Source organism: Catenisphaera adipataccumulans (genome assembly GCF_014202755.1).
Lineage (GTDB): Bacteria > Bacillota_I > Bacilli_A > Erysipelotrichales > Erysipelotrichaceae > Catenisphaera > Catenisphaera adipataccumulans.
Genome location: NZ_JACHHK010000001.1, coordinates 181,951 through 207,234, shown reverse-complemented (window position 1 = coordinate 207,234; position 25,284 = coordinate 181,951). Strand labels below are relative to the sequence as shown.

Genomic DNA, 25,284 nt, shown 5'->3' with positions numbered 1-25,284 from the left:
AGTATATCTTGAAATTAGTATCGTTGAATAACGATGAAGAAATGTTGATTTTATGCGGTTTCCCGCGATTTTAGAAATGTGTCGTTCTGCTATTGTTGAATATTTTTAAGCGACTTTTAGCAGGTTTAAGCGACAAATAAGCGACAAATAAAAGGCCGTCAGAGCGGCTTTTTTCATGCCTGCGCCTGTTTGCTGTCCGGTTCCTGTTCCGGTTTCTGCGGCGCGGCTTTCTTATCTTTGAACAGTGCAATGTCAACGGCCTGCATTGCCCGCGCTTCACTTTCCTTGTAAACGTGGCTGTATGTGTCAAGCGTGGTTTTCGTTGTGCTGTGTCCTAACCTGTCAGCAATTACACGCGCCGAAACGTTCCCATTGATAAGAAGTGAAGCGAAAGTGTGACGCAGGGAATGAAGGTGAAGGTCCTGCGGCAAATCTGACCCTTTTATCACCTGTTTCAATTTTCTGTTCATGTTTCCGGTGATGTAGAAATTGCCGTGCAGGTTCGTGAACACAAGGTCCGGGTTCATCCATCCCGCGCCCATTTTGAACCGCTTTTCCAACTGTTTCTTTTTATGCGTTTTCAGCAATTCAATGATATAGTCCGGCAGCATTATCCGGCGGGTGCTGTCCTCTGTTTTCGTTGTTTCCCGGATATATTCACCGTTCAGAGAAATCAATGTATGCCGGATATATAGCAGGCCCGTTTCAAGGTCTATATCTTCCCAGTACAAAGCGGAAAGTTCCCCGGCGCGCATACCCGTTGCAAGCAGTACGTTCACAATGACTTCAAATTGAAAATCACCATATTCATGAACTAATTGAAGCAGTTCACGCGCCTGTTCTTCATCAAGATATTCTGCGGGCGCTGTGTCTACGCGCGGCGGTGTGGCTAACTTGCAAGGGTTCCGGCGCATGATTTCTTTTTTTACCGCTGCCGTAAATATAGCGGACAGGTTCAGTTTCAATTTGTTCACGGACGCGCCTGTCATGCCGGGGCTTTCTGTCATATCGTTAAAGACGTCGGAAAACTTCATGTTCAAGCCGTCCGCAATCTTTTCCGCGTTTTCGCGGCGGATAGTATCACCGCGTAAAACATGATAAATTTCTGAACGGCTGACCCCTGCTTTTTCTGCAAAAGCGTCACGCTTTACACCGTCGAAAATTGCCCTGTCTTTCAATTGGAAACTATGTTCAAGGTTCCCGTTCTTTTGCAGGTCCGTGAACAGCTTGTCAAGCATGGGCGGCGTGATGTTCTTCAACTTCTCATGCCCCAGAACCGGCATGATATGTTTTTCTATGCCCTCTCTGTAATGAATCAATGTGTGCGGTTTCAGGCGGTTAGGCGCGACGCTTTCATAATACCAGTCAGCAAGTTCACGGAACGTTCTGTTTTCATCAAGTGCAACATAGCCTTTGATTTTGTTTTCCCATACGTCAGCATACTGCCGCGCAAGTTTTTCCGCCTTGCCTGCCGTGACGTTTTCCGGCGGGTGATACGTCGTTGTTTTCTTGATCTGCTTTCCCTTTTCGTCATAACCCATATATGCGGTTATGGTAAAGGAATCACCGCGCTTTCTGATACTTGCCATAGAATCACCCCTTTCATTGTTCCTGCTCTGTGACGTCTATGTTCTTTGACAGGAATTCAAGCAGATAGGTTTGAAGGCCCTGCGCTGCTTTCCATTCATAGAAATCCGCCTGTTCTGCATTGTGCGCCGCGATTCTTTTATTCTTTGCCGCCCGGTCAAGCGTTTCATAGAAATCCTTGTCGCCTAGGAGGCGATCAAGCAGCGGCAGCATATACGGCGAATCTTCAAAATACCCGTCCTTGACAAGTTTCATGTTTTCAATCGTCCGTTCTGAAAGTCCGAACATTTCCCGTGCCGGAATATCTTCAAGAACTGTCCCCGTGATTAGATAATCGGTTGTTACGTTGAAGAATTCCGCGATTTTCAGCAGCTTGTCAACGTTTGGTTGCGTTTCCCCGGTGCAGTAAAGGGAAAGCGTCTGCGGGCGAATACCTACCGCCGTGGCAATCTCTTTTTGTGTTGTTCCGTTCTTTTCCATCAACGCGCGCAGCGTCGCGGCAAAGTGGGAATTGTAAAGGTCTATTGCAGAACCTTTTCTTGTTTTTGGCATTGCCTTTTTCTCCTTTCTTTCGGTTTTCTTGAACATTGTCTAATGGATTCAAGAAATATTGACTTGCAGAATCGTTCTGCTATACTGTCATTATAGGCAGGGGAAACGTATCTGTCAATATATGAAAGCAATAAAAACGAATTTAATTGCCGGACGTCGAAAGTTTCCCGGACCACCTGAACAGGCGGAACAGACGGGGAAAGACTATCTATTCGCAGGGGGTGAAGCATTATGAAGGGCCGGACAAGGCAGCGGGCAAACCGCCGCAGAAAGCATTATGAAGAAAAGATTGAGAAACGGAACGCCTACGGAAACAAGGACCTGACCGTTTTCAATGCCGTCGAACAGATACGGACGCACGGCAAAGCAGAAATTGAACTTAAATGACAAAAACCGCCAAACAGGGACAAGCAATGAAACAAGGACCTGCAAGGCGGTTTTTCAGTACCTAAAGAAAGGAAGGTGCGGACGTTGGAACAGAAAACAGCATTAACAATAAAGCAGACGGCGCGGGCCTTTCAATTCCCGGAATACGCAATCAGAACGCTTGTGAAACGCGGCGCTTTTCCCGTCATTCAGGTCGGGAACCGCTGCTATATCAACCCGGAAATCTTTGAAAGTTACCTGAAATCAGGGGGTGCAAAGTATGACAGCAACCTTGAATGAAACAGCCCCGGCATTAACGGAATTTACGCTGCAATACAGCGGCGTCACACAGAAAAAGAATAACACAAGCTATCCGTTCACCGCGGTCATTCATTCTATTGATGATCTGAAAAAGGTTGCCGCGTTTGACAATATCGGCGCACAACATTCTGACGGGAAAAATAACCGCGGCAAGCTGATAAAAGGCTATCGCAGCGTGAAAACGTATAAACAGGCGAATTGCCTGCCGGTTGAAGTAGACAACGAACAGAAAGACCCGTTGAAACCGGATATTCCCCCGGAAGAATGGGTGACGCCTGCCGACGTTGCAGCCGCCTTTCCCGGCGTTCCGTTTTATGTGGTTTATTCACGCCATCACATGAAGGAAAAGAACGGAAAACCGGCGCGTCCGCGGTTTCATGTGTATTTCATCATGAATACCGTCACAGACGTTGACCGTTTCGCGGCGCTGAAATTAAAAGCCCTTGAACACTTTCCGCAGTTCGATTCTGACGCGATGGACAGAGCGCACTTTTTCTACGGCGTGGAAAATCCGCAGGTTGAATATTATCCCGGCAATATCCCGGTTGACACGTTCCTTGTAAACCTTGACAAGCTGCCGGACGTCATACCGGTCGGGACAAGAAACAACACCCTGTCAAAGTATGCTGCAAAAATCCTGAAAAGGAACGGTGACACGGACAAGGCGTTTGAACTGTTTCAGCAAGCAGCGGACCGCTGTGAACAGCCGCTTGAAGAAAGCGAACTGAAAACAATATGGAACAGCGCGCAGGGGTTCTTTCACAAAGAAATTGAAAGCAGTCCTGACTATATCCCGCCCGACGCTTATGAACTTGCTGATTTCACAAGCGGCGGCGGAAAGAAGAAAAAGCCGGTTACAAGCGACGATGTGAAAAAGGTCCTTGCGGAAATGAACATCACGGTCCGCCTGAACCTGATTTCCGGCATGGTAGAGGTGAACGGCCTGCCGAAAGCCTATTCAAAGGAAAACGCGGCAAACACGCTGCCGGTTCTTCTCATGGACTATTTCACGAAACACAACATGAAATGCAGCCGAACGACGCTTGATGATTGTCTTGTGCTGATAGAGGACGAAAACAGATTCAACCCGGTTGAAGAAATGTTGAAGTCTACAACGTGGGACGGTCATGACTACCTGAAAGACCTTGCGGAAATTTTAGGCATTGCAGACAACGAACGTGAAACGTTGTACCTGAACAAGTGGTGTCATCAGACTATTTCGCTTGCCCTGAACGATGATGTTGAACCATATGGCGCAGACGGCGTTCTAACCATTCAGGGCGATCAAGGCGCAGGCAAAACACTTTTCTTTGCAACGATCGCGGTGAAATCCGATTGGTTTGCAGAGGGTGTCAGCATTGATCTAGGCAAGAAAGACACGGTGATTCAATCAACGGGTTGTTGGATTGCAGAACTTGGAGAACTTGACAGCACCCTGAAAAAAGAACAGTCCGCCTTGAAAGCGTTCCTGACGTCACGAACAGACACCTACCGCCTGCCGTATGCACACGCGCAGACGCGCAGACCGCGCCGGACAAGTTTCTGTGCAACGGTCAACCCGAAAGAATTCCTGAATGATGAAACCGGCAGCCGCCGTTTTTGGGTGATTCACCCGTCACCCCTTGACGTTGAACGCGTGAAAGGGTTGTCGGCGGAATGGGTGAAACAGATGTGGGCGCAGGTTTATGAAACGCTTTACAAGAAAGACGTTCAGGGTTTCCGACTGACGAAAGAAGAACTGCAAACCCTGCAGCTTGAAAACGAACAGTATTCAAAGCCGCTTGCCGGTGAAATTGAAATCACGGACAACCTTGACTTTGACGCGCCGCTTGATAAATGGCATTGGGTGAAGGTCAGCGCCCTGTTAAACCATGCAGGAATACGCGGGGTTTCAAGTATGCAGGCAGGCCGCGTTCTTGCCAAACTTGCCGCGCAGGACAAGCGGATTCAGGTCAAGAACGTTCACAACGTCAAGCAATATCTATTGCCGCCGCTTTCTGCTTATGAAGAATTCCCGCGCACGGGCGCCGATGTAGAACCGTTGTTAGGTCCGCTTTAATCGTCAGAGCATGACGCGGCAGCGAACAGAATTTCATCAAGGTTAGGTTAGGTTAGGGCAAATTCCATAGAGCAGAAAAAAATGAATCTAATAATACGTGATTAGAATAGATATTTTTCTGTGATCTATGGAAAACACCCTAACCTGCCCTAACACCCTAACCTTGACGGAAGAAAAGGCCCCCGGCAGGCGCGTGACGGCGTGACCGCTGGACACCGGCGCTGGAGTTTTCTTTTCCTCTGCATGAAAAAAATCAATTTCAGGAAGGAGCATTTTCAAAATGAGCATATTTTCAAAACTGTTCAGACGTAAGGCCCCGCCGCGCGCGGTGCTTGAAATCGACAATGAATTCACGGCATTTTCCGGGACAGCCTACGGAAACGCGGCTTTCCGGTCAGCGGTTGACGCTATCGCAAGACACGCGGCAAAGCTGCAAGCGCATTGCAAGGACAGCCGCCTTGAAACGGTCCTGCAAAAGACCCCGAACAGCTATATGTCCGCCTATGATCTGCTTTACAAGACGGCAGCGGCATATTTTACAAACAACAATGCGTTTTTGCTGCTTGTCCGTGATGAACAGGGCCTTGTCACAGCACTTTATCCGATTATCCCGGCGTCCGTGGAATTCAAGCCCGGAACAGACGGTGAAATTTTCCTTGACTGCCTGTTCCCGGACGGCAGGCAGGTGACGTTCCCATACAGTGACGTCATTCACCTGCGCCGTCATTTCCTTTCAAATGACCTGTCCGGCGAAACAAACGCGCCGCTTTTCCCGCTGCTTGACACCGCGCAGACCCTGACACAGGGCATTTCAGCAAGCGTGAAGAACGGAACAAGTATTCGCGGCGTTCTGAAATTCACAAGTCTTGTGAATCCGGCGCAGGTCAAGGCAGAAAAGGACAAATTTGTTGCCGACTATTTCAACCCGGAAAACAGCGGCGGCATTGCAGCAACGGACCAAAGATTTGATTTTGTCCCGACAAATGTGACGGCCTACAACGTCCCGCGGGAACAGATAGAAGCCGTGAACGGGCAGATTTATGACTATTTGGGCGTGAACGCTGCAATCATCAACGGCAGCTATACAGAAGATGAATTCAGTGCGTTCTATGAAAGCGTGATTGAACCTTTTGCAATGCAGCTTTCCGGGGAATTCGCCCTGAAATGTGCTGCCGATGTGGTATTCACACCGGAACGCATGGAATTTTCAACGGCAGATACAAAAATCAAGCTGCTGCATGAAGCCGCGCCGTTGGGCGTCATAACCATCAATGAAGCGCGTCACCTGCTTGCGCTGCCGCCGATTGACGGCGGGGAACGTCGCTTGCAGTCACTCAATTATGTTTCCGCTGAAAAGGCGGACAGCTACCAATTAAACGAAAGTGAGGAAAACAGCAATGAAGAAACAGACAAGAAACAGTGAAATCCGTGCAGCAGAAAAGCCGCTGATTCTTGAAGGAACAGCGGTTGTGTTCAATCAGCCCGCAGCAATCGGCGGCGTGACGGAACGCATTGACCCGAAAGCCCTTGACGGGGTTGACCTGAATGACGTCGCGCTGCTTGTAAACCATGACGGCGCAGGAATTCCGCTTGCAAGGTCCCCGAAAACACTTGCCCTGACCGTCACAGAACGCGGCCTTGAAATGCGCGCGGAACTGCCTGACACAGAAAGCGCCCGTTCCGTCTATGAAGCCGTGAAACGCGGCGATCTTTCGCAAATGTCCTTTGCCTTTGACGTCGGGAATTACACCTTTGACGAACAGACACAGACAAGGACCATCACACAGATAAGCAAGGTTTATGAAATTTCAATCGTAAACTATGCAGCTTATACACAAACCAACGTACAGGCGCGAAACAGCGCCGGAAAGGAAGAAAACACTATGTTCAACCCTATTACAGCAAACCTTGAAAACAAGCAGATTGTCACCGACACACACGCGGTTCCGGAATATCGCAGCGCCTTTTTCAAACGTATGTTAGGCAAGCCCCTGACCGACGCGGAAACAAGGGCGTTTGAAGCAGCGCAGGCAGAAAAGCGCGCGGACGCGTTCAATACCCTGTCAAACAGCGCAGCGGTTGTTCCTACCGAAACGCTGAACGAGGTTGTGAAGCAGTCAAGGAACGTCAACGGCCTGTTCGATGTGGTCCGCCTGTTTTCCGTTCCCAGCAACCTTTCTGTCCCGGTCGGAACACCGAATGACGCGGCAGCATGGCACACAGAGGGCGCAGCCGTGGAGCGTCAGAAAGCAGAAACAACGGCGGTGACGTTCACCGGCCTTGAACTTATCAAGATGCTTTCCATGAGCGCGGCAGTCAAGCGCATGACGCTTTCCGCATTTGAAAGCTACATCACCGACGAACTGAAAAGCTGCATTGCGGACGCAATCGGCGCAGCAATCGTGAACGGAACCGGCAGCGGACAGCCTACCGGAATTCTGACCGGCATTAAGTGGGACAAGACGAACACAATCACAACAACCGCCCTGACCGGGGACACCCTGCTTGCTGCAATCGCGCTTATGCCTGCCGGTTATGCTGCCGGGGCAAAGTTCGCAATGTCTACGTCAACCCTGTTCGGGACCGTCTACCCGCTGAAAAACAGCGAAGGCGACTATATTTTCACGGACGCTGAAAACGGCGGTGTGCGCCGTCTGTTCGGTTTTGAAATCGTCATTGACGATAATATCCCGGCAGGAACGGTTCTGTTTGGAAATTTCAACTATTACGGCGTGAACATTCCGCAGGGAATCGCGGTCGAAATGAGCCGCGAAAGCGGATTCACAAGCGGCCTGATTGATTACCGCGCTTTATGTATCGCAGACGGGAAGCCGATTGTTCCGGGCGCGTTCGTAAAGGTTGAAGTCAAGGCCGCCTGATGATCTTCAAGGGGGTGCCACAAAACGTGGCACCCTGCTATTAAACGAAAGAAGGAACAACCATGATGTACACAATCGAACAGGCGCGGAATATTCTGCGCGTGGACGGCAGCGACAATGACGAACAAATCACGGCGCTTGTTTCCGCTATTCCTGACTACCTGACCGAAACAACCGGCTACAAGGCGAAAGACGGCGTTTTTTCACCCGTTGCCCTGACAGCCGGGCGTTTCATTCTATGGCAATGGTATTACGGCGAAAACAGCGACGTTGACAAGGTTCAGCGCGTCATTGACTGCCTTTTGAAAGCCCTGCCCGCAGAAAGGGCCGTGAATGAAAGCTGACAGTTTCACGGGGCAGGCAGCGTTCTACCATTCTAAAGCATGGAAACGCCTTTCACGGGCTTTCCTGCTTTCAAAGAACTATATCTGTGAACGCTGCGGCGCACCCGCTGAAATCGCACATCACAAAATATACCTGACCGCCGAAAACGTGACGGACCCGAACATTGCCCTGAACCCGGACAATCTTGAAGCGCTCTGCCTTGACTGTCACAACCGGGAGCATTTCGGAACGGGCGGGGCAACGGCGGCGGGCCTGACCTTTGATGAAAACGGCGATCTGATACAGAAAGAGAGGAACAACAAATGAACGGAAGTTATGACGAGGAATTACAACTGCAAATTAACACGCTGCTTGATGATCTTGTATTCACTGAAAATCAGTTAAGGGCAGCGCGTGAAGCCTTTGACACAGAGGAATATGCGCGTTTAATGCGTGTGTTCCTGCCTTTGCAGAAACAGTATTTGAAACTCTGCGCAGAACAGGAAAAGCGCCTGAACGACGATGAAAACGCGGACGAACTTGAAGCATTTAACAAGGTGACAGAATGAACTATATTGCAGCCTACAATGAACAGATTCAAAGCGGAAAGATTGCAGCGTCACGGCGTATAAAAGCCGTTTATTCCCGGCTTGCCGCTGCCTGCAATGACCGCAGCGGGAAATATGTCTTTGATGAAAGCCGCGCGACCCGTCCGATAGAATTCATTGAACGTTTCTGCCGTCATTCTAAAGGGGAATGGGCCGGTCAGCCTGTCCGCCTTGAACTGTTTCAGAAAGCGTTCATTCAGGCCCTGTTTGGCTTTATTGACCCGCAGACGGGTTGCAGGCAGTACCGTGAATCATTCTTCCTTGTGGGCCGCAAGAACGGCAAATCAACCCTTTTGGCGGGCCTTGCGCTGTATATGCTGACAAGTGACGGTGAAGGCGGCGCAGAGGTTTACAGCACCGCAACAAAATACGCACAAGCCCGCCTGTTATTCGATGAAGCGCACAACATGATTAAACAATCGCCGGTCCTGTCAAAGCATTTCAGAAAGCGGAAAAACGACTTGTATTATGAACCTACAATGTCAAAGTTTCAGCCGCTTGCCCGGAATTCCGACACGCTTGACGGCCTGAACGCGTCCTTTGTCATTATGGATGAATTGCACGGCGTCAAAGACAGAAACCTTTATGAAGTCATGAAACAAAGTATGTCTGCGCGCCGGTCCCCGCTGCTTGTGATGATAACGACGGCAGGAACCGTCAGGGAATGTATTTTTGATGAAATGTATGAATACGCGGCGCAGGTTGCAGACGGGAATGTCATTGATGAACATTTCCTGCCGATTCTTTACGAACTTGACAGCCGCGCGGAATGGACGGACCCGGCAGCATGGGTGAAAGCAAACCCGGCCTTGAACACAATCAAGAAATTCGACGATCTGAACGCGCAGGTTGAACGGGCAAAGCACAACCGGAATGAATTGCCGGGCGTACTCTGCAAGGAATTCAACGTCAGGGAAACCGTGAAAACGGCGTGGCTTTCCTTTGATGATATAAACAATGAATCTGTCTTTTCACTTGATGATTTCCGCGGCGCGTACTGTATCGGCGGGGTTGATCTGTCTATCACAACGGACCTGACAGCGGCAAGCCTGCTATTCATGAAACCGGGTGACAATCGGAAATATGTGACTGAAATGTTTTGGTTGCCCGCGGACCGTCTGCAAGAGCGCGTGAAGCAAGACAAAATTCCTTATGACAGATGGTTTGAACGGGGCCTTGTGCGTCTTTGCAGCGGAAACACAATCAATTATTCTGATGTGACAGCGTGGTTCAAGGAACTTGTTCAGGAATACAGCCTTTTCCCGGCGTGGGTTTATTATGACAGCTATTCCGCCCGTTATTTTGTGGAAGAAATGCAGATGGAAGGTTTCAACATGGTGCGCTGTATTCAAGGCGCAAAGACTCTTTCCCTGCCTATGCAAATGTTAGGCGCGGACCTGCAAGCGCACCGTGTCATTTATAACAATAACCCTGTTCTGAAATGGTGCTTGACGAACACCGGCGTTCAGACGGACCGCAACGGAAATATTGTCCCGGTCAAGAACCAAAGCCCGAAACAGCGTATTGACGGAACCGCGGCGCTGCTTGATAGCTATGTCGGGCTTTATGAGCATTACAACGAATTTACAAGCGCGATTGAATGACCCGCGCAGGAAGGAACGGCAATGAAGCTGAAAGACAAGAAAATTGAAATCCTTGAAAACAAAGTCACGGTTGATAAAATCGGAAACCATGTGAAGCAGCTTGTCCCCGTTGCTACGGTGTGGGCCTATTTCCGGCAGCTATCCGGTGATGAAGTCTTTGCCGCTGCGCGCGTCAACGTGACGGAAAACGTACTGTTTCAAATCGGATACCGGGACGATATAACAACGGCGCACGTTATAAGGTACAAGGGCGTTTTGTACGATATAACGCGCGTCGATGTGTTTGAAGGCTACAAGGGAGATATAACGCTGTATTGCAAGCGGGAGAAATGACCGCCCTGTTATCATGAAAGCGTGATAAATTATTTAATTCGCCGCCTGATTATGCTATACTGTTAAATGGATTTCTTTTATCAATCAAAGGGGCAAGCGCATGAAATATAATTATAACCGTTTGTGGAAAATGTTAATTGATAAAGGCATGACAAAAACAGAAATGCGCAAGCAGGCAGGAATCAGCACGAATGTTCTTGCCAAAATGGGCCGGTGTGAACCGGTGTCAATGGAAAGCCTTGCGAAAGTATGCACTGCGTTGAATTGCGGGCTTGACGATATTGTTGGAATTGAAAAAGAAGGTATATGACAATGGCGGGAAATAAAGCGCTGAACAAAGCTGCAAAGGCAAAGCAGGACGAGTTTTATACACAGCTTTCTGACATTGAAAATGAATTAAAACACTACAAGCAGCATTTCAAAGGAAAGGTTGTATTTTGCAACTGCGATGACCCGTATGAAAGCAACTTTTTCAAATATTTTGCAATGAATTTTAATTCATTGGGTTTGAAAAAGCTGATTACAACCTGCTATGCTACATCACCGGTTATTGGAAAAGAATTTCAGTATTTTATTGATAAAACCGGGCAACTGTCCTTTGTTCAGGAAGAAAATAATATACCCATCGAACAGGACAAAAAACCGTATAAGGTCGAAATTACAGAGGTAAAAGACAATAACGGGGACGGTAGGGTTGATCTCTCTGATGTAGAGTATTTGCTGCGGGATAATCACAATTCAATGACCTTATTAAATGGTGACGGGGATTTTAGAAGTGATGAATGTGTTGCCTTGTTGAAACAGGCTGATATTGTGGTTACAAATCCGCCGTTTTCATTGTTTAGGGATTATGTTGCACAACTGATTGAGTACAATAAAAAATTTCTTATTATTGGCAATCAGAACGCAATAACCTATAAAGAAGTATTTCCGCTTTTTATGGAAAATAAAATATGGTTGGGCTATAAATCCGGTGATATGGCTTTTGCTGTCCCGGATGATTATGAACCGCGTAAAACTCGTTATTGGGTAGACAAGAACGGTCAAAAGTGGCGCAGTATGGGTAATATATGTTGGTATACGAATCTTGATATTCAGAAGCGTCATGAAAATCTGATTCTGTATAAGCATTATACACCGGATGAATATCCAAAATATGATAATTACGACGCAATCAACGTGAACAAAGTATCTGAAATCCCGTGCGATTATTTTGAAAACATGGGGGTTCCGGTAACTTATATGGATAAACACAACCCCGACCAGTTTGAACTAGTTGGGGCAGATTATCAGGTCGCTGAACCCGTGGATTTAGGATATGGAAAACGTGGGACAGGTAGATTTTATTTGAAAAAGGGGCTTGACAAGTCTATTGATAGCGGCGACGCTCTGACAGACAGACAGACAGACAGACAGACAGACAGACAGACAGACAGACAGACAGACAGCGGCTATACTGCCGAATCGTTATCAGACGCAAGGTGTAACGGAATCATGGGTGTGCCGATCACGTTCCTTGACAGATACAACCCTGACCAGTTCGAACTTGTCGGAGCAACCGAAAGCGAGGGAAAGGGATTCTCAAACGGAATATGGAACGAATCAAGCGGTGTTGCACAGCCACTCATTGACGGTAAGCGAAAGTATAAGCGCCTATTTATCAAACGTAAAGTGTAACGGTATTATGGGCGTACCGATTACTTTTCTTGATAAATACAATCCTGACCAGTTTGAAATTATCGGAATGGCAAAACGTGGTGCGGGCGACCCGGCCTTGAAATCAAAAGTGTATACCAAAGAAGATTATCCTAATTACAGTGACCTTAACGCTACTCCGGTAATTATCCAACCGGACGGAAAACCAAAAAATACATACCCCCGTATCTTAATTCGCAGAAAGCAGGTGTAACCAGAAATGAAAATCAAGCTACATGAAATTCCAGTCCGTGACGTTGTGAACGGATATGTAGACAGCGCAGAAAATGGCGTTGTAGGTTATGGCGGCAAGCTGAATATCCGCCCTGCTTTTCAGCGTGAATTCATTTACAAAGACAAGCAGCGTGATGAAGTCATAAACACGGTTATGAAAGGCTTTCCGCTTAATGTCATGTATTGGGTGAAAAGTGACGACGGCGGTTATGAACTGCTTGACGGACAGCAAAGAACAATCAGCATTGCGCAGTATGTGAACGGGGACTTTTCCGTCAATCACATGGGTTTTGACAACCTGACAGACACAGAACGCGAACAAATACTGAACTATAAATTGATGATCTATATTTGTGAAGGAACCGACAAGGAAAAACTTGATTGGTTCAAGATTATCAATATTGCGGGCGAACAGCTTACCGCGCAGGAACTACGAAACGCGATCTATACCGGGGAATGGCTGACAGAAGCAAAGAAATATTTTAGTAAAACCGGCTGCCCTGCTCATGCTATCGCAAGCGACTATTTGAAAGGCGCTGCAATCCGTCAGGACTATCTTGAAACGGCTATCAGTTGGATTTCCGCCCGTGACGGTATAGAAATTGAAGATTACATGGCGAAACATCAGCATGACCCGAATTGTAATGAATTGTGGCTGTATTTTCAGAACGTCATAAATTGGGTGAAGGTGATTTTTCCAAAGTACCGCAAGGAAATGAAGGGCCTTGAATGGGGTGTCTACTATAACAAGTACAGTCAAAACAACTATGACCCGAAAACCCTTGAAAGCAGAATCGTTGAACTAATGCAGGACGATGATGTAACAAAGAAATCCGGCATTTATGAATATCTGCTTGACGGCGCTGAAAAGCATTTAAGCATACGCGCGTTCACTCAAAGCATGGCGCGGGCAGCTTATGAACGGCAGAAAGGTGTCTGCCCTATATGCGGGCAGCACTTTGAAATCACAGAAATGCAGGCGGACCATATAACCCCGTGGAGCAAAGGCGGCAAGACTACCCCGGAAAACTGTCAAATGCTCTGCGCGGAATGTAACCGCCGCAAAAGTAACATATAAATGATTGTCGCTTATCGTGTAATATCGGTAAGCGACTTTTGTTATATTTAAGCGACAAATAAGCGACAAATCAAAGAAAGAACCGCCGAAAGTCCTTGATTTTATAGGCTTTCAGCGGTTCTTGATATACTCCTTCTCGAAATAAATCGGAATGTGCAGGGCGAGCAGTTTTCTTACCAGTTCTAAGCAGTCCGTTGTGTTCCGGCTGAAGCGGCTGATGGATTTTGTGATAACAAAATCCACTTTACCGGCCTTGCAGTCGTCAATGAGTCGTAGGAGCTCCGGGCGCTTGTCCTTCTTGGTGCCAGTAATGCCTTCGTCGTAATAGAGTCCAGCGAACTCCCAGTCATCACGGGATGTGATGTAATTTCCGTAGTGGGTTTTCTGTGCATCAAGGCTCTCAAGCTGGGCATCAGAATCCGTAGAGACGCGGCAGTAGGCGGCTACCCTGATCTTCTTGAGTTTAACTTTCGAGCTCGCTGTTTCCGCGATTTTCGTGACTTTTTTCAAGGGAAGTCCCTCCTTTCCGTACGTCTATACATCACTCTAAAGCGACTACATATCAAGGGATTTTCGGCATTATTTCCGCGAACAAGGGGGAGAAAGTTTCCCGATTGATGGCGGTTAATTTGTTGAATTCAGCCACAGAAATGAGGCCGTCATCGAGCATCTTCTTTGCGATTGTCTGCGCTCTGCGGTAGTCCAGATCGCCCTGAATCCGCTCTTGCGTGAAATATCCAGATTGAACATTTGTGATTTCGTCTGTCATAACATATCCACCTCCAGTTTCCACTGGAGATGAACTGCCTTTTTGAGCGGAGGAAAATAAAAAAAAGCCTGCGGGTATTCCGAAGAACACTCGCAGGCATAGTAGATTGGATATTCAGTTATTTCACTCTGATCTTCCAGCCGGTCAGAATGAGGTTGACGTTTTTTATGAGCGTCGGGTTGAGATTCTGGATCGCCGAAACCGTGGTGCCGTATTTCTTGGCAATTCCAGAGAGGGTATCTCCGCTTTTTACAGTGTAATAAACAGGAGTAGATTCCTGCTTTTTCACCAGAGCATTGACCTTTGCCTGCACGGCAGAATAATCATACCCGGCAGCGGTGAGGCGTTCTTTGCGGTCAGTTCCGTTTCCCCATTTGCCGTCCAGCACCTCCTGCGCCAGCTCATCTACGGTCTTTGCCGGAGTGACCGGAGCAGGAGTGGCAGGCTTGCTGTCATCGGACACAGCCTTTGTAAAGCCGTTGAAGCCGCCGTTCTGGATAATGGCAGGATAATCCACATAGGCGTAGTCCATATCCACATTACCACTGATGCCGTCAACAGAACCCTTGGAAGAATACTGCCATATGCCGTAGTCGCCCTTATAGGAGCATTTGCTGGCATACTGCGCTACCCAGTGAGCGTAGGGCGTGAGTTTCGTGTCATCCATGCGCTCCTTGAAACCGGAAACAGCGGAGCCATAGATCCCGACGAAGTAACCGGCATCTTCCATAGTTTCACAGAAAGCAATGGTGGCCTCAGTGATTCCGGCTTTGGCAGAAGCGGGCTGCGCCTCGTTATCCATATAGACCGGGTATTCCAGCTGCTTGCCCTTCAGGATTTGCAGGAAGCGCTCAGCGTCTGCTTTTCCGGCGGCAGCAGTCACGCAGTCCTTTCCGACAAAGTAATAAGCACCGATTGGGATACCGGCAGCCTTCGCGCCTTTGTAATTTGCTTCCCATTTGCTGTCCGTATAAAAACCGGCATCGGAGCCGCCAGCTTTGATGATGGCAAACTCGATAGCGGCCTTTTTGACCTTATTCCAGTCAATGGTTCCCTGCCAATGACTGACGTCTATTCCTTTTCTCGTCATATTATTTTTCCTCCTCATCGTGACGGTCGTGGAGCTGCTCCAAGACCTCCTTTAATTTCTCCGGTACCGGCAGGCCGAGATGTGCTGCGTTCTCCGTCAGTGACAGGCCTTCATTGGACAGGTAGAAGAAGATGATCGCCGTGCGGAGCACTCCCGGATGGCCGAGTACCTGAACATCAATGACGTTTCCGATGCCTACCAGCAGGAAGATCAGCACCTTGCGGCAGATTCCCTTAAAGCCGACCTCGCTTGAGAGCTTTTTGTCTACGATGGCACATATGATGCCGGTAAGGTAGTCGCAGGTCACAAAGATCACCAGAGCAATCAAGAGTCCGTCACAGCCGCCAAGGAAATAGCCAAGCCATCCTCCGACAGCGGCAAATACCAGTTGGATCGTGTTCCAGAATTCTTTCATGAGAAAATCCCTCCTTTGTGCAAAATAAAAGCCGCCTGCATTTTGCAGACAGCCTCGTGAACTGTATCCGTGTATAAAGTTATATCTGTTTTGGCAGCGCTTCCCAGAGCCGCATATCTTCCTGCCCCAGCGACCACATGGCAAAGCCTCTCACTCCCCAGCGGTAGGCCGCTTCGTTTGCCCAGTAAACGAGCGAGTCCACATCCTGATAGTAGAGGATGGAAAAGCCGTCTGCGTCTCCGAGAAAGAGCCTTGCTATCCAGATGTCGATATCCTTTGGCGTGATGGTCACCGTATAATCGTTCCCACAGGTCAGGGCAAGCTCATGGGAGTGGTAGAATTCATAATCCAGCGAAATACTCTCGCTGCGAGTCGCATCCTCCTCGATATCCGAGGTCAACGTAAACGCCTGAAATTCCGTATCCCACGTGGCGTTCGACCGGCTGATCCTGCCATACTGCGTAACTGTGCCGTCCGGGAAGGTAACATCAAAGCGTTCGTATGGCTCGTAAGTCCACGCATCGCCAAGGCGGAGCAGCTCGCAGACCGTCCGGTTATCTGATCGGTATCCGGCATAGCCTCCGGAAAAGCCGCTGACCGTAGCAGTGAAGCGAAGCGTATAGGAAGATCCGGAATAGACACGCACCTTGTTTCCACGGATACGCATCTCGACTGTGTACATGGATGGATTGGTACGAAGGTCGGCGTTTGCTGTCCGCTCTATGGTCTGGCTGTAGCTGCCAAGGAGCGTGCTGCCGTTATAAAGCTCCACAGCCTGAGAATCATAATTCAGGCAGCAGAACAGATCCCCGCAGAATACTCCGGCCTTGGCACTTCCTGTCGCAGGAAAGGCCAGCCTTGCCCGCAGGTGAATATCGGAAAAACCATCGTATTGCCATGCGAGCTTTCCGGAGCCGTCAAGCTGGGAGTAAACGCGGCTTTCGGAATATTCATCTTCGCGCCATACAGTCCAAGAGCCTGAAAGCGTCGTCCAGTAGTTTGTTTGCAGCACACCGTAGTCCCGGAAATCCTCATACCAGATGAGGGCAGAGTCTGGCTTTCGCCTCAGCATTTCGCAGGTGAGCTTGAAAGCTCTGTCCGGCTGACACTCGTTGCCGTCCACGTCGATAAAGTGGCGTGGAGAGAGCGTAAAGGTCGCAGTGCCTGCAGAGGGAGCCTCCGAAAAGCTGCTGCAAACACGGTAGCCGTAAAACTGTACGCCTTTTACATCAACGGATATCACGATGGTGTGCGTTCCGGCAGATAGTGAAATGCTGCTGGCGAGCGTCGTCCAGAAGGTGCTTCTCCAATATGGCCACCAGAGCCTGCTTTCCGTAAAATGCGTCGTGTTGCCGTCAATCGAAACATAAATGCCGTTTTTATCCCAGAAGGGATAGCAGAGCCGGATGGCAATGTCGTAGGTTCCGGCGCTTGAAACGGAAAAGGTATATGTGGCAGAGCCAGCATCACCGAGAGTGGCCACGCCGTTTTCAAAGGATACAATGCCGGAGTAGGAGCTTGTCGTTCCATCCGCATCCACATAGATGGTGCCGAACTCAGCGTGTTGTTCTTTGCTGTAAGCCGTCAGATAATGCCGCCTGTTATAGGTTCCGTTCATCAGAGGATACTCATAGCTTGTGGCGTCTCTGCCTTCCATGAAGTCGTAGACCTGCGGAAGCGCCCAAGGTACCATATCGTAATCATCCCAGTATGCGAGGATCGGGATGAAGGGCTGCGGTGGGGCATCATCTGTAAAATTGTACTGCCCGGTCATCCAGTTCTTTGCCGCATAGTAGGTATTTGATGTGCCGCGATAGGTTTTACCGAGGTTTGCAGGAAGATCATAAATCTGCCAGTTCCAGCCGTATGCGGGAAGGCCGAAGAATATCTTCTCCGGATTCATGACCGTGACCGCGTAGTCGTAAATGCTCTCCAGCCAGTCCCTTGGAGAGACAGCGCCGGGAGCAGAACCTGCCCACGCCATGCCATAGCTCATGATGGCTGCCGTATCGCAGTAAGCGTTGAGGTCGCCGTAAACGCACCAGTTTTCACCTCCGACCGAGCCGTTGATGGAATTCATACCCGGCAGGCAGATATTCATGAGCTTGCTGCTGTCATAACCTTTTACTGTGTTATAGATATTCCGAAACATCGACGTAGAGGCAGCGTGCGTGGAATATCCGTCGCCTTTCTCAAGGTCAATGTCGATGCCGTCGCACCACGGGTATTTTTCCATAATGCGGACGATCTCCGAAAGGAAGGTATCCTGAGCACCGTCGGTGTTATCCCGGAGAGCTGCAAAGATACTGTTCGTGCCATCATTGGATATCGTCAGGAGCCATTTGATGTGCGGCCATCGGTTGATGTAGGTCAGCATATTGGAAATGGCCACGCCGCTTTCCGTGATGATACCGGTGTGCGATACCTTAAAAGAAAAGAGACCGACCTGCGAGAGGCGGCCTCCATATGCGGCAAGTGCCTGATACATTCTGGAATTGCCCATGAATGTCCAGACCATGCACTTGCGGCCTTTCAAATAATCATAGCTCACAGGGCATCACCTCCGTCCTGCATTTCCTGAAATTCTACATAGATTCGAGCCGATTTTTTATCCTCGACTGTGATTGGGTGCTTGCTGTCACCGGCAGCAGAGTATTGGAAAAAGCCGTCCTTGGCTGTTGCAGCGCCGTTCTTCAGGCACTCCCTCGTAGAAGCGAAAAGGTCAAATTCATCACCGGCAGCCGCTGCCGCTTTGAAAGTTGCCTTATGAGCACCTTCACCCAGCGCAAGCGATATACTCCCGGCAGCCATCGCCTGAATCGGATAGACCTTGTAGTCAAGACCGGCAGCAGTGGAGCCGAGATTGTAGATAATGCAGGTCGCAGCAGAACGGACGATGCCGTTATAAAATCTCTTGCCTGCTTTCGCATCATCGCCATCATATTTTTCCAGAAGTTTTTCGGTATTGATGACAAAGCCTGTGACTTTATCGCCTTCCTGCAGCATCAGGTCGGTAAACCAGACCGAACCGGTGCAATCTGTGATGGTGGGCTTTACCGTAATGCTTACGACGCGCTTAGCCTGCTTTTTTGTAATTGTCTCTGTAAAGCGTGTAAACTCCGGCATTTATCCATCCTCCGTCCATTGAATTTCTGATACATGACCTACCCAGCCAGTGGCGATGGAGCCGCCCTGCAGGAGCATATCTGTGATATAGACTGTACCGGTGCAGTCAGTCACGCATACCCGGATGGTGATCTTTGTAACGCGGCCATACTGAGGAGAGACATCCTGTGCCACGTGTGTAAATGAAGCCATAGAAATCCCTCCTTCAGATCAGGTCTATAAATCGTGTTTCCGTTGTTCCGTCCTCGTATTCAAAGGTCACCTCAATGCCCACCTGTCCATTCGTACCTTTTGAGAGATTCTCAGAGGCAATCTGCGCCGAAAAGGTATAGCACTGCCGGTTGGCGGGCGTTATGGTCTGTGAAAGACTCTTTGTGGTATTCAGCGCACCTTCGCATTTGAAGGAAGCCGTGCCGGATACGCCATTATCTGCATCCACGGTAAATCCGGAGTTTTGCCAGTAGCTAAGACCGGAATCTGCTCTGGAATTACGCAGGTGATTAAACGGCACCAGATCCTTCATTTCCTGACTGTCTATCAGATCGGTAGACTCCAGCGTATCGGCTGCGCTATCCCAGCGTGAGGAGGAATCGCCCAGTTCCCGGAGGGTAGTGGAAAGCTCCAGCACCGTATTCCAAGGCTCCTGCAGGTTGTATTCCCTGCGGACGATTCTGGTCTTTACAGACAGGTTCAGGTCATCATCCTTCACCATGACCGTATCGCCCAGCGCCCATGTTTCATGTTCATAGCCGGTCAATACTGACAGATCCATCGCCTTTAGCACATAGGAGATACGCGGAGAGGCATAGTCTGCAAGTCGCATGTTGGCATATTCCAGCATCTGATACGGATTGGTGAAGTTCGAGCAATCCAGCGTAGCAATTCGTATTTCGGAAGTATAGGTCGTGTCCTGCACATACTCGTTGCCGCCATTGATCGAAGCAAAGGTCATGCCGTCCTTGCCGTAGGCATAAAGTCTTGTAATCAGGCTGGTCGTATCAATGACGCGTTGGATGGATTTCATGTTTTTCTTGTAGCAGAACAGTACGCCGGAATCCTCGCCGGAGAAGGTTAGGAGCTTCACGATCCTGTTTGCGTTATCAAAAATCAGGTCGCCGCCGTGAATGTTCTGTACTGCACGCAAAATTGCCAGCGCGTTTTTCTCAGAGCAAGTCCAAGTACGCTTTGTGGAGACATTAACCGTGCCCACATCCCAGTCGGTACCCTGCAGGGCATAAGCCATCGGCACATCAGCCGTGTCTGCGTTAAAGGTAATCTCGTCCTTTTTTACGGAGTAGGCAAGATCATAGAATGCCGCTTCCGCATAGACCGTGGTGATGGCCTTGCCGCTTTCTTCCTTGTCGTCCGTAATCGTGCGGATGCGATAGGTGTCGCTGACAATACGCACGGTCTTTTCGTTATCGATATAGGCGCGTTTGCTGTCCTGAAACGGCAGCTTAAATTCCAGCTCATCCACGCCGTTGATCTCGCTGGTCACAATGATGTCATAGGCGTTATCCAGCACAGCTTCCACATTCCCGTCTGAGTCCAGAATGACCGGTCTTGCATAGCCAAGTTTGGTATAGAGCGGCTTTGGGTTATCGTACAGACTGATAGATGTCAGCGTAGGCGTCCTTGCTGTATTTGTGGTAGAGAGCGTGACGCGGTATTTAATGTATTTCTTTGCAGGAGATTCCAGCTCGCCGTTTGCACCGACAGCCTGCCACTCTGTCCAAGTGGAGAGGTCATCTGAGGTGGCTGTTTCCACAAGCGAGATAGAGGTCTCTCCCGGAGAGTAATCTGCCTTAACAGAAACTCTGCCGTTACCAGTCACGCCACAGTCCCTTGCTGCAGTAATGAGCTGTCCGCTTGACGGATAGACAGAGTCTGTAGCTCGAAGCGTAACGACATCCGGTGTCGTCAGAGCGTCCACATCACCGGTCAGATCTGCACCGTTTGCGGAGAGCGATTCCAGAAAATATTCTGCAAGGTCATCGGCGGTTAGATCAGAATCGCAGTCGAGGAACCAATCATCAAAGCCGCCTGCGTACCAGTAGGAGTCCGCGTGCATTCCCCAGATGAGGTCAGCCACACAGCTACGGTTCAGCTCTCCGTTAAAGGTCAGCACACTTGACTGCCAAACCGTGCCGGAGCTCTTATCGCCAAGGACATACTGCGCTGTCTTGGCATTTGGCTTAATCACGCAGGCAATAAAGTACCAGTAGCCGTTTAGCAGAGAGAATGATGGCGTTACCGACGTATCGAGGATCAGAGAACCGGAGGAGTTATACAGCATAATCCTCGGTTTTCCTCTGATCAGCGACAGATAGAAAATCGGCTGTCCGGAACCATAGCGGGTATTCAAGATCGGAGTATAGGCGTTGCCGACTGAATATGTCGTAGGCTTCATCCAGCCGCCGACCACGATGGTTTCACCGAGGTTTGAGAAGATGCTGCCGTCGTTTTCCACCTTCAGGTAGGTTTTCTCCGAAGAAGGATTATTGATGTTCAACTGGAAGTAGCGACCGAAATTGCCTGTTTTCATATCTGCGGTGGTGCCGCTCCAGTTATGAATATAAGCCTTGCGATCCTTCCCGGAGGAATCCGCCAGATAATCATCTGCATCCGGTTCTGATTCGTTAAAGCGCCAGAGACCGTCAGGAGCCCATGCAGCCGGGAACTCGCCGGTGAAGGCATCTTGGGTATTCAATATATTTTTAAGAGCCATGCAAAATCACCTCCAGCGGCTTCTGGCTTGAATGTTCAGTTCCGTAAATGTTGTATTTGTACCGACCGCAGCAATCACGATGGTGTTATCTCCCGTATTTAAGACCGGGAAGTTCAGCTCCGACAGAAGCGGGAGACCGTTTCGAAGTGTTTCTCCGTTGGAATCAACTACTTTTGCTGTCATAAGGTCGGAGTCAATAATCAATGTTTCTCCGGAGGCAAGCCGTCCAATAATCTGAAGCTCGCTGCCGTTTGTGGTTATGGAGATATACGAGTCCGTCCCGGAAGGAATTACACCCTTCAAGGAGTAGACCGGGTAGGACTCGATATTTCCAAGAGCGCGTGAAGCGGTAAAGGTTCCGGTTTTCGCAAAATCGAAGGTTTCATCTGATATGGCATAGCCATAAGGGTCTGGGCAGAAAAATTCCAGATCGAAGGTGCAGGAATTACGTACTGCCCGGTCAAAGGAGAATCCGGACGTAAGCCTTGCTTCATACACTCGTCCCGGTTCCTTGTCCAGAATGAGCTGGCGGAGGCCGTTGTCCGGATTCAGCCATTCGATAATATCGTCCTTCTTTGAAAGAAACTGTGCATCTGTACTTCCCGGAGGAATGAAGCAGGAAATCAGTATCTTTCGCTCGGATACCGTTTCTCCGAAATCAAATACGCCGTGCCGTCCGGGCATGGTGATCGTGTTGTTTCTAAGCTCCGGCATCCTGTATTCGTTTGTAATCCTTGTCGCAAGTCCCATAGACTGGGAGGTTGTTCCGTTAAATGAAAATCCCATATTACACCAGTCCTTTCGCCCTGCGTCCTGCAGTCAGCAGTGTGTTGAGCTGCTGAGAAATCTTCCGAATATCGTCGTCGCTTCTGACACTCATTTCCTCGATATTGATGAGAGGCTGGTCGCCTGAAACGCTGAGGGTAGCGCTGCCTACTGCATCCTGAATCATGGAGCGCAGCGAGCTCACACCGACCACAGCTTCATCACCAGCTTCACCGCCGCCAAGAAGTGTGCCGCCGCTCTGGCCGAAGATGGTCGCATCCTTTAAGATCATGCCGCCGGGCATCGCCTTCTTATACCAGTCCACAGAAAAGTGCGGTATGGATGGCGGGTTCAGCGAAAAGCTGCCTGTGATGGAGAAGTGCGGCAGCTTGATCTTCGGCAGGCTCCAGCTGAAGTTGAACACGCTCTTTAGCTTGTTTACGATGCCGGATACCGTGCTCCAGATCGTATTGAACACATTGGAGATCGTATTTTTGATCCCGTTTATGATATTGGACACCGTGCTCTTGATCGCATTGAAGCCATTGCTGATGCCGGACTTCATGGTATTAACTACATTCATGACCGCGCTCTTTATGCCGTTCCAAACGGAAGTGACCACGCTCTTTACGGCATTGAAAATCGTAGAGGTCGTAGTTTTGATGGCATTCCATGCGGTGGTGATGACCGTCTTTATGGCATTCACGACAGTTTCAACAGCTGTTTTTATCGCGTTCCAAACAGTAGTAACCACGGTCTTTATCACGTTCAGGACGGTTTCGATGATCGTCTTATAGATATTGAAATAGGTGGTTACCACAGTTTTGATTGCATTGAATATTGTTTCAAAAAAGCTCTTGATGCCATTCCAGATCGTAGAGATAACAGTCTTTATGGCATTCATCACGGTTTCGACCGTGCTTTTTATCGTATTCCAAGCTGTGGTAAGAAAACTGCTGATTGCATTTACCACAGTTGTGAAGGTGTTCTTTATTGCCTCCCAGACACTGACGAAGAAGTCCTTGATCGCCGTCCATACAGTAATAGCAATCTCCTTGACCTTTTCCCAGAGGTTGATCCAGAATTCTCTGAAGCCCTCGCAGTTGTTCCACAGGTAGATAAATGCAGCTACCAGTAGACCGATGGCCGTAATGATCAGGCCTATCGGATTTGCCGCCATGACAGCATTCAGACCAGCCATCGCCGTCTTTACTCCGGCCATAGCAGTGGTAACAGTAGGAATAATCGTCATAATGGTACCAACAGCGGATATAACTTTGCCGACGATTATAAGTACCGGCCCGATTGCAGCAGCCACGAGCGCAATTTTTACGATCATCTGCTGCATAGGCTCTCCGAGGTTGTTCCACCATTCGGCGAGGGATTTTAGCTTGTCAGAGAGCTCTTTTAGGACAGGAGCAAGAACTGACATCAGGGAGTTGCCGACCTCTGCACCGGTTTCCTTCAGAGAATTCATCGTCATCTGAAACTGGTCAATCGGGTCGAGAGTCTCATTGAAGGTGTTCTCGACACTGCCTTCAAAATCTCCGAGGAAGCTGGAGAAATCCGACAGGTTGAGCTTTCCGGTCTGCACGGCATTATAAATGGAGGCACCGGCCTTACTTCCGAAAAGGTCATAAGCCGCTTGCAGCTTTTCTGCATCGCTGCCGCTTCCCTGCATAGTAGTAGAGAATTCCGCAAGCACCTGATCCAGCGTTTTGCCGTCTGCCGTTGCATTTTTCATGGCGGTCTTTAAGCCCATCATAGCGGCAGAGGTATCAAGGCCGGACATTTCCACCATGCCCATAAAGCCAGCAGCCTGCTGGGCGGTGAGTCCCATTTCCTTTAGCTGCGCGGCATTGGAGGAGAGGGCGTTTGCCAGTGTATCCATATCAATGCCGGTGGCCTGACCGGTAGCATTTAAGGCATCCAGAAGATTATCTGCCTCGGAAGCGTCCATGCCGAAGGCGTTCATGACGGAGGATACATTGTCGATAGATGTCGAAACATCGGTATCATTGAGCTGGGCAAACTTGATGAATTTTGCCGAGAGGTCATCCAGCGCCTGCCCGGTCAGGCCGAAACGGGTGTTGACCTCGCCGACAGCAGCACCGGCAGTTTCGAAGTCCGTCGGTATCTCCGTGGCGAGGTCTTTTACGATCTGGCACATATCTTCCAGCTCATCGCCGGTAGCACCAGTTTTCTGTGCAACGATGTCAAGGCCAGCATCCACCTCGTTAAAGGCAGCAATGGAGGCAGCGCCGATGGCGACAATGGGAGCCGTTACATGCGTAGACAGGCTCGTGCCAACATCAGATATTTTCCCGCCGACCTCCTGCAGTTTAGAGCCGGTCGCCCGGAGTGTTGCCGTGATAGAGGTATCTGTTTCCCGACACTGCTGTTCGAGGTTTTTGAGCTCGTTTTCGGTCTCTATGATCTCACGCTGCCATGCATCATATTGCTGCTGGGTGACGGTACCGTTTTTGAGTCCAGCATCCATCTGGTCTTGCACGGACTTCAGCTGTGTGAGCTTTTCCTTCGTTTCGGAGACTGCCTGTTGTAGGAGCTTCTGTTTCTGTTCGAGCAGCGCGGTATTTGTCGGGTCGAGCTTCAGGAGTTTGTTGACGTCTTTTAGCTGCGACTGAGTTGATTTGATTTCTTTGTTTACGCCGGAGAGGGCTTTGGAAAGGCCGGTCGTATCGCCGCCGATTTCCACGGTTATGCCTTTTATTCTGTCGGCCATGCGGTGAC

At 49.3% G+C, this 25,284-nt stretch carries 26 protein-coding genes; 14 read left to right on the top strand and 12 right to left on the bottom strand.

What is annotated here, in order from left to right; genetic code table 11:
- Window positions 1-173 precede the first annotated feature (173 nt).
- Window positions 174-1,589: a tyrosine-type recombinase/integrase gene (locus HNQ47_RS01140; protein WP_183326702.1), complete on the bottom strand. Its 1,416-nt coding sequence runs from the start codon at window positions 1,587-1,589 to the stop codon at window positions 174-176.
- 13 nt (window positions 1,590-1,602) lie between these two features.
- Complete coding sequence (locus tag HNQ47_RS01135; protein ID WP_183326701.1) at window positions 1,603-2,139, bottom strand: helix-turn-helix domain-containing protein; 537 nt, start codon at window positions 2,137-2,139, stop codon at window positions 1,603-1,605.
- Window positions 2,140-2,370: 231 nt separating this feature from the next.
- Between HNQ47_RS01135 and HNQ47_RS01130 the strand changes: the two genes are divergently transcribed.
- From HNQ47_RS01130 to HNQ47_RS01060, 14 genes are all read left to right on the top strand, one after another.
- Window positions 2,371-2,526, top strand: coding sequence for a hypothetical protein (locus HNQ47_RS01130; RefSeq protein WP_183326699.1), 156 nt, complete (start codon window positions 2,371-2,373; stop codon window positions 2,524-2,526).
- A gap of 84 nt (window positions 2,527-2,610) precedes the next feature.
- Window positions 2,611-2,805 carry a helix-turn-helix domain-containing protein gene (locus HNQ47_RS01125; protein ID WP_183326697.1) on the top strand — a complete coding sequence of 65 codons (195 nt, stop codon included), beginning with the start codon at window positions 2,611-2,613 and terminating at the stop codon, window positions 2,803-2,805.
- Window positions 2,786-4,885: a VapE domain-containing protein gene (locus HNQ47_RS01120; protein WP_183326695.1), complete on the top strand. Its 2,100-nt coding sequence runs from the start codon at window positions 2,786-2,788 to the stop codon at window positions 4,883-4,885. The genes HNQ47_RS01125 and HNQ47_RS01120 overlap by 20 nt, the downstream gene beginning before the upstream one ends.
- A gap of 280 nt (window positions 4,886-5,165) precedes the next feature.
- Window positions 5,166-6,308: a phage portal protein gene (locus HNQ47_RS01115; protein WP_183326692.1), complete on the top strand. Its 1,143-nt coding sequence runs from the start codon at window positions 5,166-5,168 to the stop codon at window positions 6,306-6,308.
- Window positions 6,283-7,764 carry a phage major capsid protein gene (locus HNQ47_RS01110; protein ID WP_183326690.1) on the top strand — a complete coding sequence of 494 codons (1,482 nt, stop codon included), beginning with the start codon at window positions 6,283-6,285 and terminating at the stop codon, window positions 7,762-7,764. The genes HNQ47_RS01115 and HNQ47_RS01110 overlap by 26 nt, the downstream gene beginning before the upstream one ends.
- A gap of 62 nt (window positions 7,765-7,826) precedes the next feature.
- Window positions 7,827-8,108: a head-tail connector protein gene (locus tag HNQ47_RS01105; RefSeq protein WP_183326689.1), complete on the top strand. Its 282-nt coding sequence runs from the start codon at window positions 7,827-7,829 to the stop codon at window positions 8,106-8,108.
- Entirely contained in the window at window positions 8,098-8,415 is a 318-nt protein-coding gene (locus HNQ47_RS01100; RefSeq protein WP_183326687.1) for an HNH endonuclease, read from the top strand. The genes HNQ47_RS01105 and HNQ47_RS01100 overlap by 11 nt, the downstream gene beginning before the upstream one ends.
- Window positions 8,412-8,657: a hypothetical protein gene (locus HNQ47_RS01095; protein ID WP_183326685.1), complete on the top strand. Its 246-nt coding sequence runs from the start codon at window positions 8,412-8,414 to the stop codon at window positions 8,655-8,657. The genes HNQ47_RS01100 and HNQ47_RS01095 overlap by 4 nt, the downstream gene beginning before the upstream one ends.
- Window positions 8,654-10,300, top strand: a complete 1,647-nt coding sequence (locus HNQ47_RS01090; protein ID WP_183326683.1) for a terminase large subunit — start codon at window positions 8,654-8,656, stop codon at window positions 10,298-10,300. The genes HNQ47_RS01095 and HNQ47_RS01090 overlap by 4 nt, the downstream gene beginning before the upstream one ends.
- Before the next feature lie 21 nt (window positions 10,301-10,321).
- Entirely contained in the window at window positions 10,322-10,633 is a 312-nt protein-coding gene (locus HNQ47_RS01085; RefSeq protein ID WP_183326677.1) for a phage head closure protein, read from the top strand.
- A gap of 100 nt (window positions 10,634-10,733) precedes the next feature.
- On the top strand, window positions 10,734-10,943 hold the full coding sequence (locus HNQ47_RS01080; RefSeq protein ID WP_183326676.1) for a helix-turn-helix domain-containing protein: 210 nt from the start codon (window positions 10,734-10,736) through the stop codon (window positions 10,941-10,943).
- A 2-nt stretch (window positions 10,944-10,945) separates the two neighbouring features.
- Entirely contained in the window at window positions 10,946-12,310 is a 1,365-nt protein-coding gene (locus tag HNQ47_RS01075) for an adenine-specific methyltransferase EcoRI family protein (protein WP_221247921.1), read from the top strand.
- A 7-nt stretch (window positions 12,311-12,317) separates the two neighbouring features.
- Entirely contained in the window at window positions 12,318-12,542 is a 225-nt protein-coding gene (locus HNQ47_RS01065; RefSeq protein WP_183326672.1) for an adenine-specific methyltransferase EcoRI family protein, read from the top strand.
- Between the two features lie 6 nt (window positions 12,543-12,548).
- Window positions 12,549-13,640, top strand: a complete 1,092-nt coding sequence (locus HNQ47_RS01060) for a GmrSD restriction endonuclease domain-containing protein (protein ID WP_183326670.1) — start codon at window positions 12,549-12,551, stop codon at window positions 13,638-13,640.
- Between the two features lie 111 nt (window positions 13,641-13,751).
- On the opposite strand, the gene HNQ47_RS01055 is transcribed toward HNQ47_RS01060, so the two are convergent.
- The 10 genes from HNQ47_RS01055 to HNQ47_RS01010 all read right to left on the bottom strand — a co-directional run bounded on the left by HNQ47_RS01055 (window position 13,752) and on the right by HNQ47_RS01010 (window position 25,276).
- Window positions 13,752-14,150 carry a recombinase family protein gene (locus HNQ47_RS01055; RefSeq protein WP_221247920.1) on the bottom strand — a complete coding sequence of 133 codons (399 nt, stop codon included), beginning with the start codon at window positions 14,148-14,150 and terminating at the stop codon, window positions 13,752-13,754.
- Between the two features lie 52 nt (window positions 14,151-14,202).
- Window positions 14,203-14,409, bottom strand: a complete 207-nt coding sequence (locus HNQ47_RS01050) for an SHOCT domain-containing protein (RefSeq protein WP_006291492.1) — start codon at window positions 14,407-14,409, stop codon at window positions 14,203-14,205.
- A 118-nt stretch (window positions 14,410-14,527) separates the two neighbouring features.
- A complete protein-coding gene (locus HNQ47_RS01045; RefSeq protein ID WP_183326668.1) occupies window positions 14,528-15,499 on the bottom strand; it encodes a GH25 family lysozyme in 972 nt (323 codons plus the stop codon).
- A 1-nt stretch (window position 15,500) separates the two neighbouring features.
- Window positions 15,501-15,914 carry a phage holin family protein gene (locus tag HNQ47_RS01040; RefSeq protein WP_118475247.1) on the bottom strand — a complete coding sequence of 138 codons (414 nt, stop codon included), beginning with the start codon at window positions 15,912-15,914 and terminating at the stop codon, window positions 15,501-15,503.
- A gap of 79 nt (window positions 15,915-15,993) precedes the next feature.
- Window positions 15,994-18,465 (bottom strand): glycosyl hydrolase family 18 protein, encoded by a 2,472-nt coding sequence (locus HNQ47_RS01035; protein ID WP_320078924.1) that lies wholly within the window; start codon window positions 18,463-18,465, stop codon window positions 15,994-15,996.
- Window positions 18,462-19,040, bottom strand: a complete 579-nt coding sequence (locus HNQ47_RS01030) for a hypothetical protein (protein ID WP_183326666.1) — start codon at window positions 19,038-19,040, stop codon at window positions 18,462-18,464. Before HNQ47_RS01030 ends, HNQ47_RS01035 begins: the two co-directional genes overlap by 4 nt.
- A complete protein-coding gene (locus HNQ47_RS01025; RefSeq protein WP_022117855.1) occupies window positions 19,041-19,232 on the bottom strand; it encodes a hypothetical protein in 192 nt (63 codons plus the stop codon).
- A gap of 13 nt (window positions 19,233-19,245) precedes the next feature.
- Window positions 19,246-21,768, bottom strand: a complete 2,523-nt coding sequence (locus HNQ47_RS01020; RefSeq protein ID WP_183326664.1) for a phage tail spike protein — start codon at window positions 21,766-21,768, stop codon at window positions 19,246-19,248.
- 6 nt (window positions 21,769-21,774) lie between these two features.
- Window positions 21,775-22,554 carry a distal tail protein Dit gene (locus HNQ47_RS01015; RefSeq protein WP_183326662.1) on the bottom strand — a complete coding sequence of 260 codons (780 nt, stop codon included), beginning with the start codon at window positions 22,552-22,554 and terminating at the stop codon, window positions 21,775-21,777.
- 1 nt (window position 22,555) lies between these two features.
- On the bottom strand, window positions 22,556-25,276 hold the full coding sequence (locus tag HNQ47_RS01010; protein ID WP_183326660.1) for a phage tail tape measure protein: 2,721 nt from the start codon (window positions 25,274-25,276) through the stop codon (window positions 22,556-22,558).
- Window positions 25,277-25,284 lie beyond the last annotated feature (8 nt).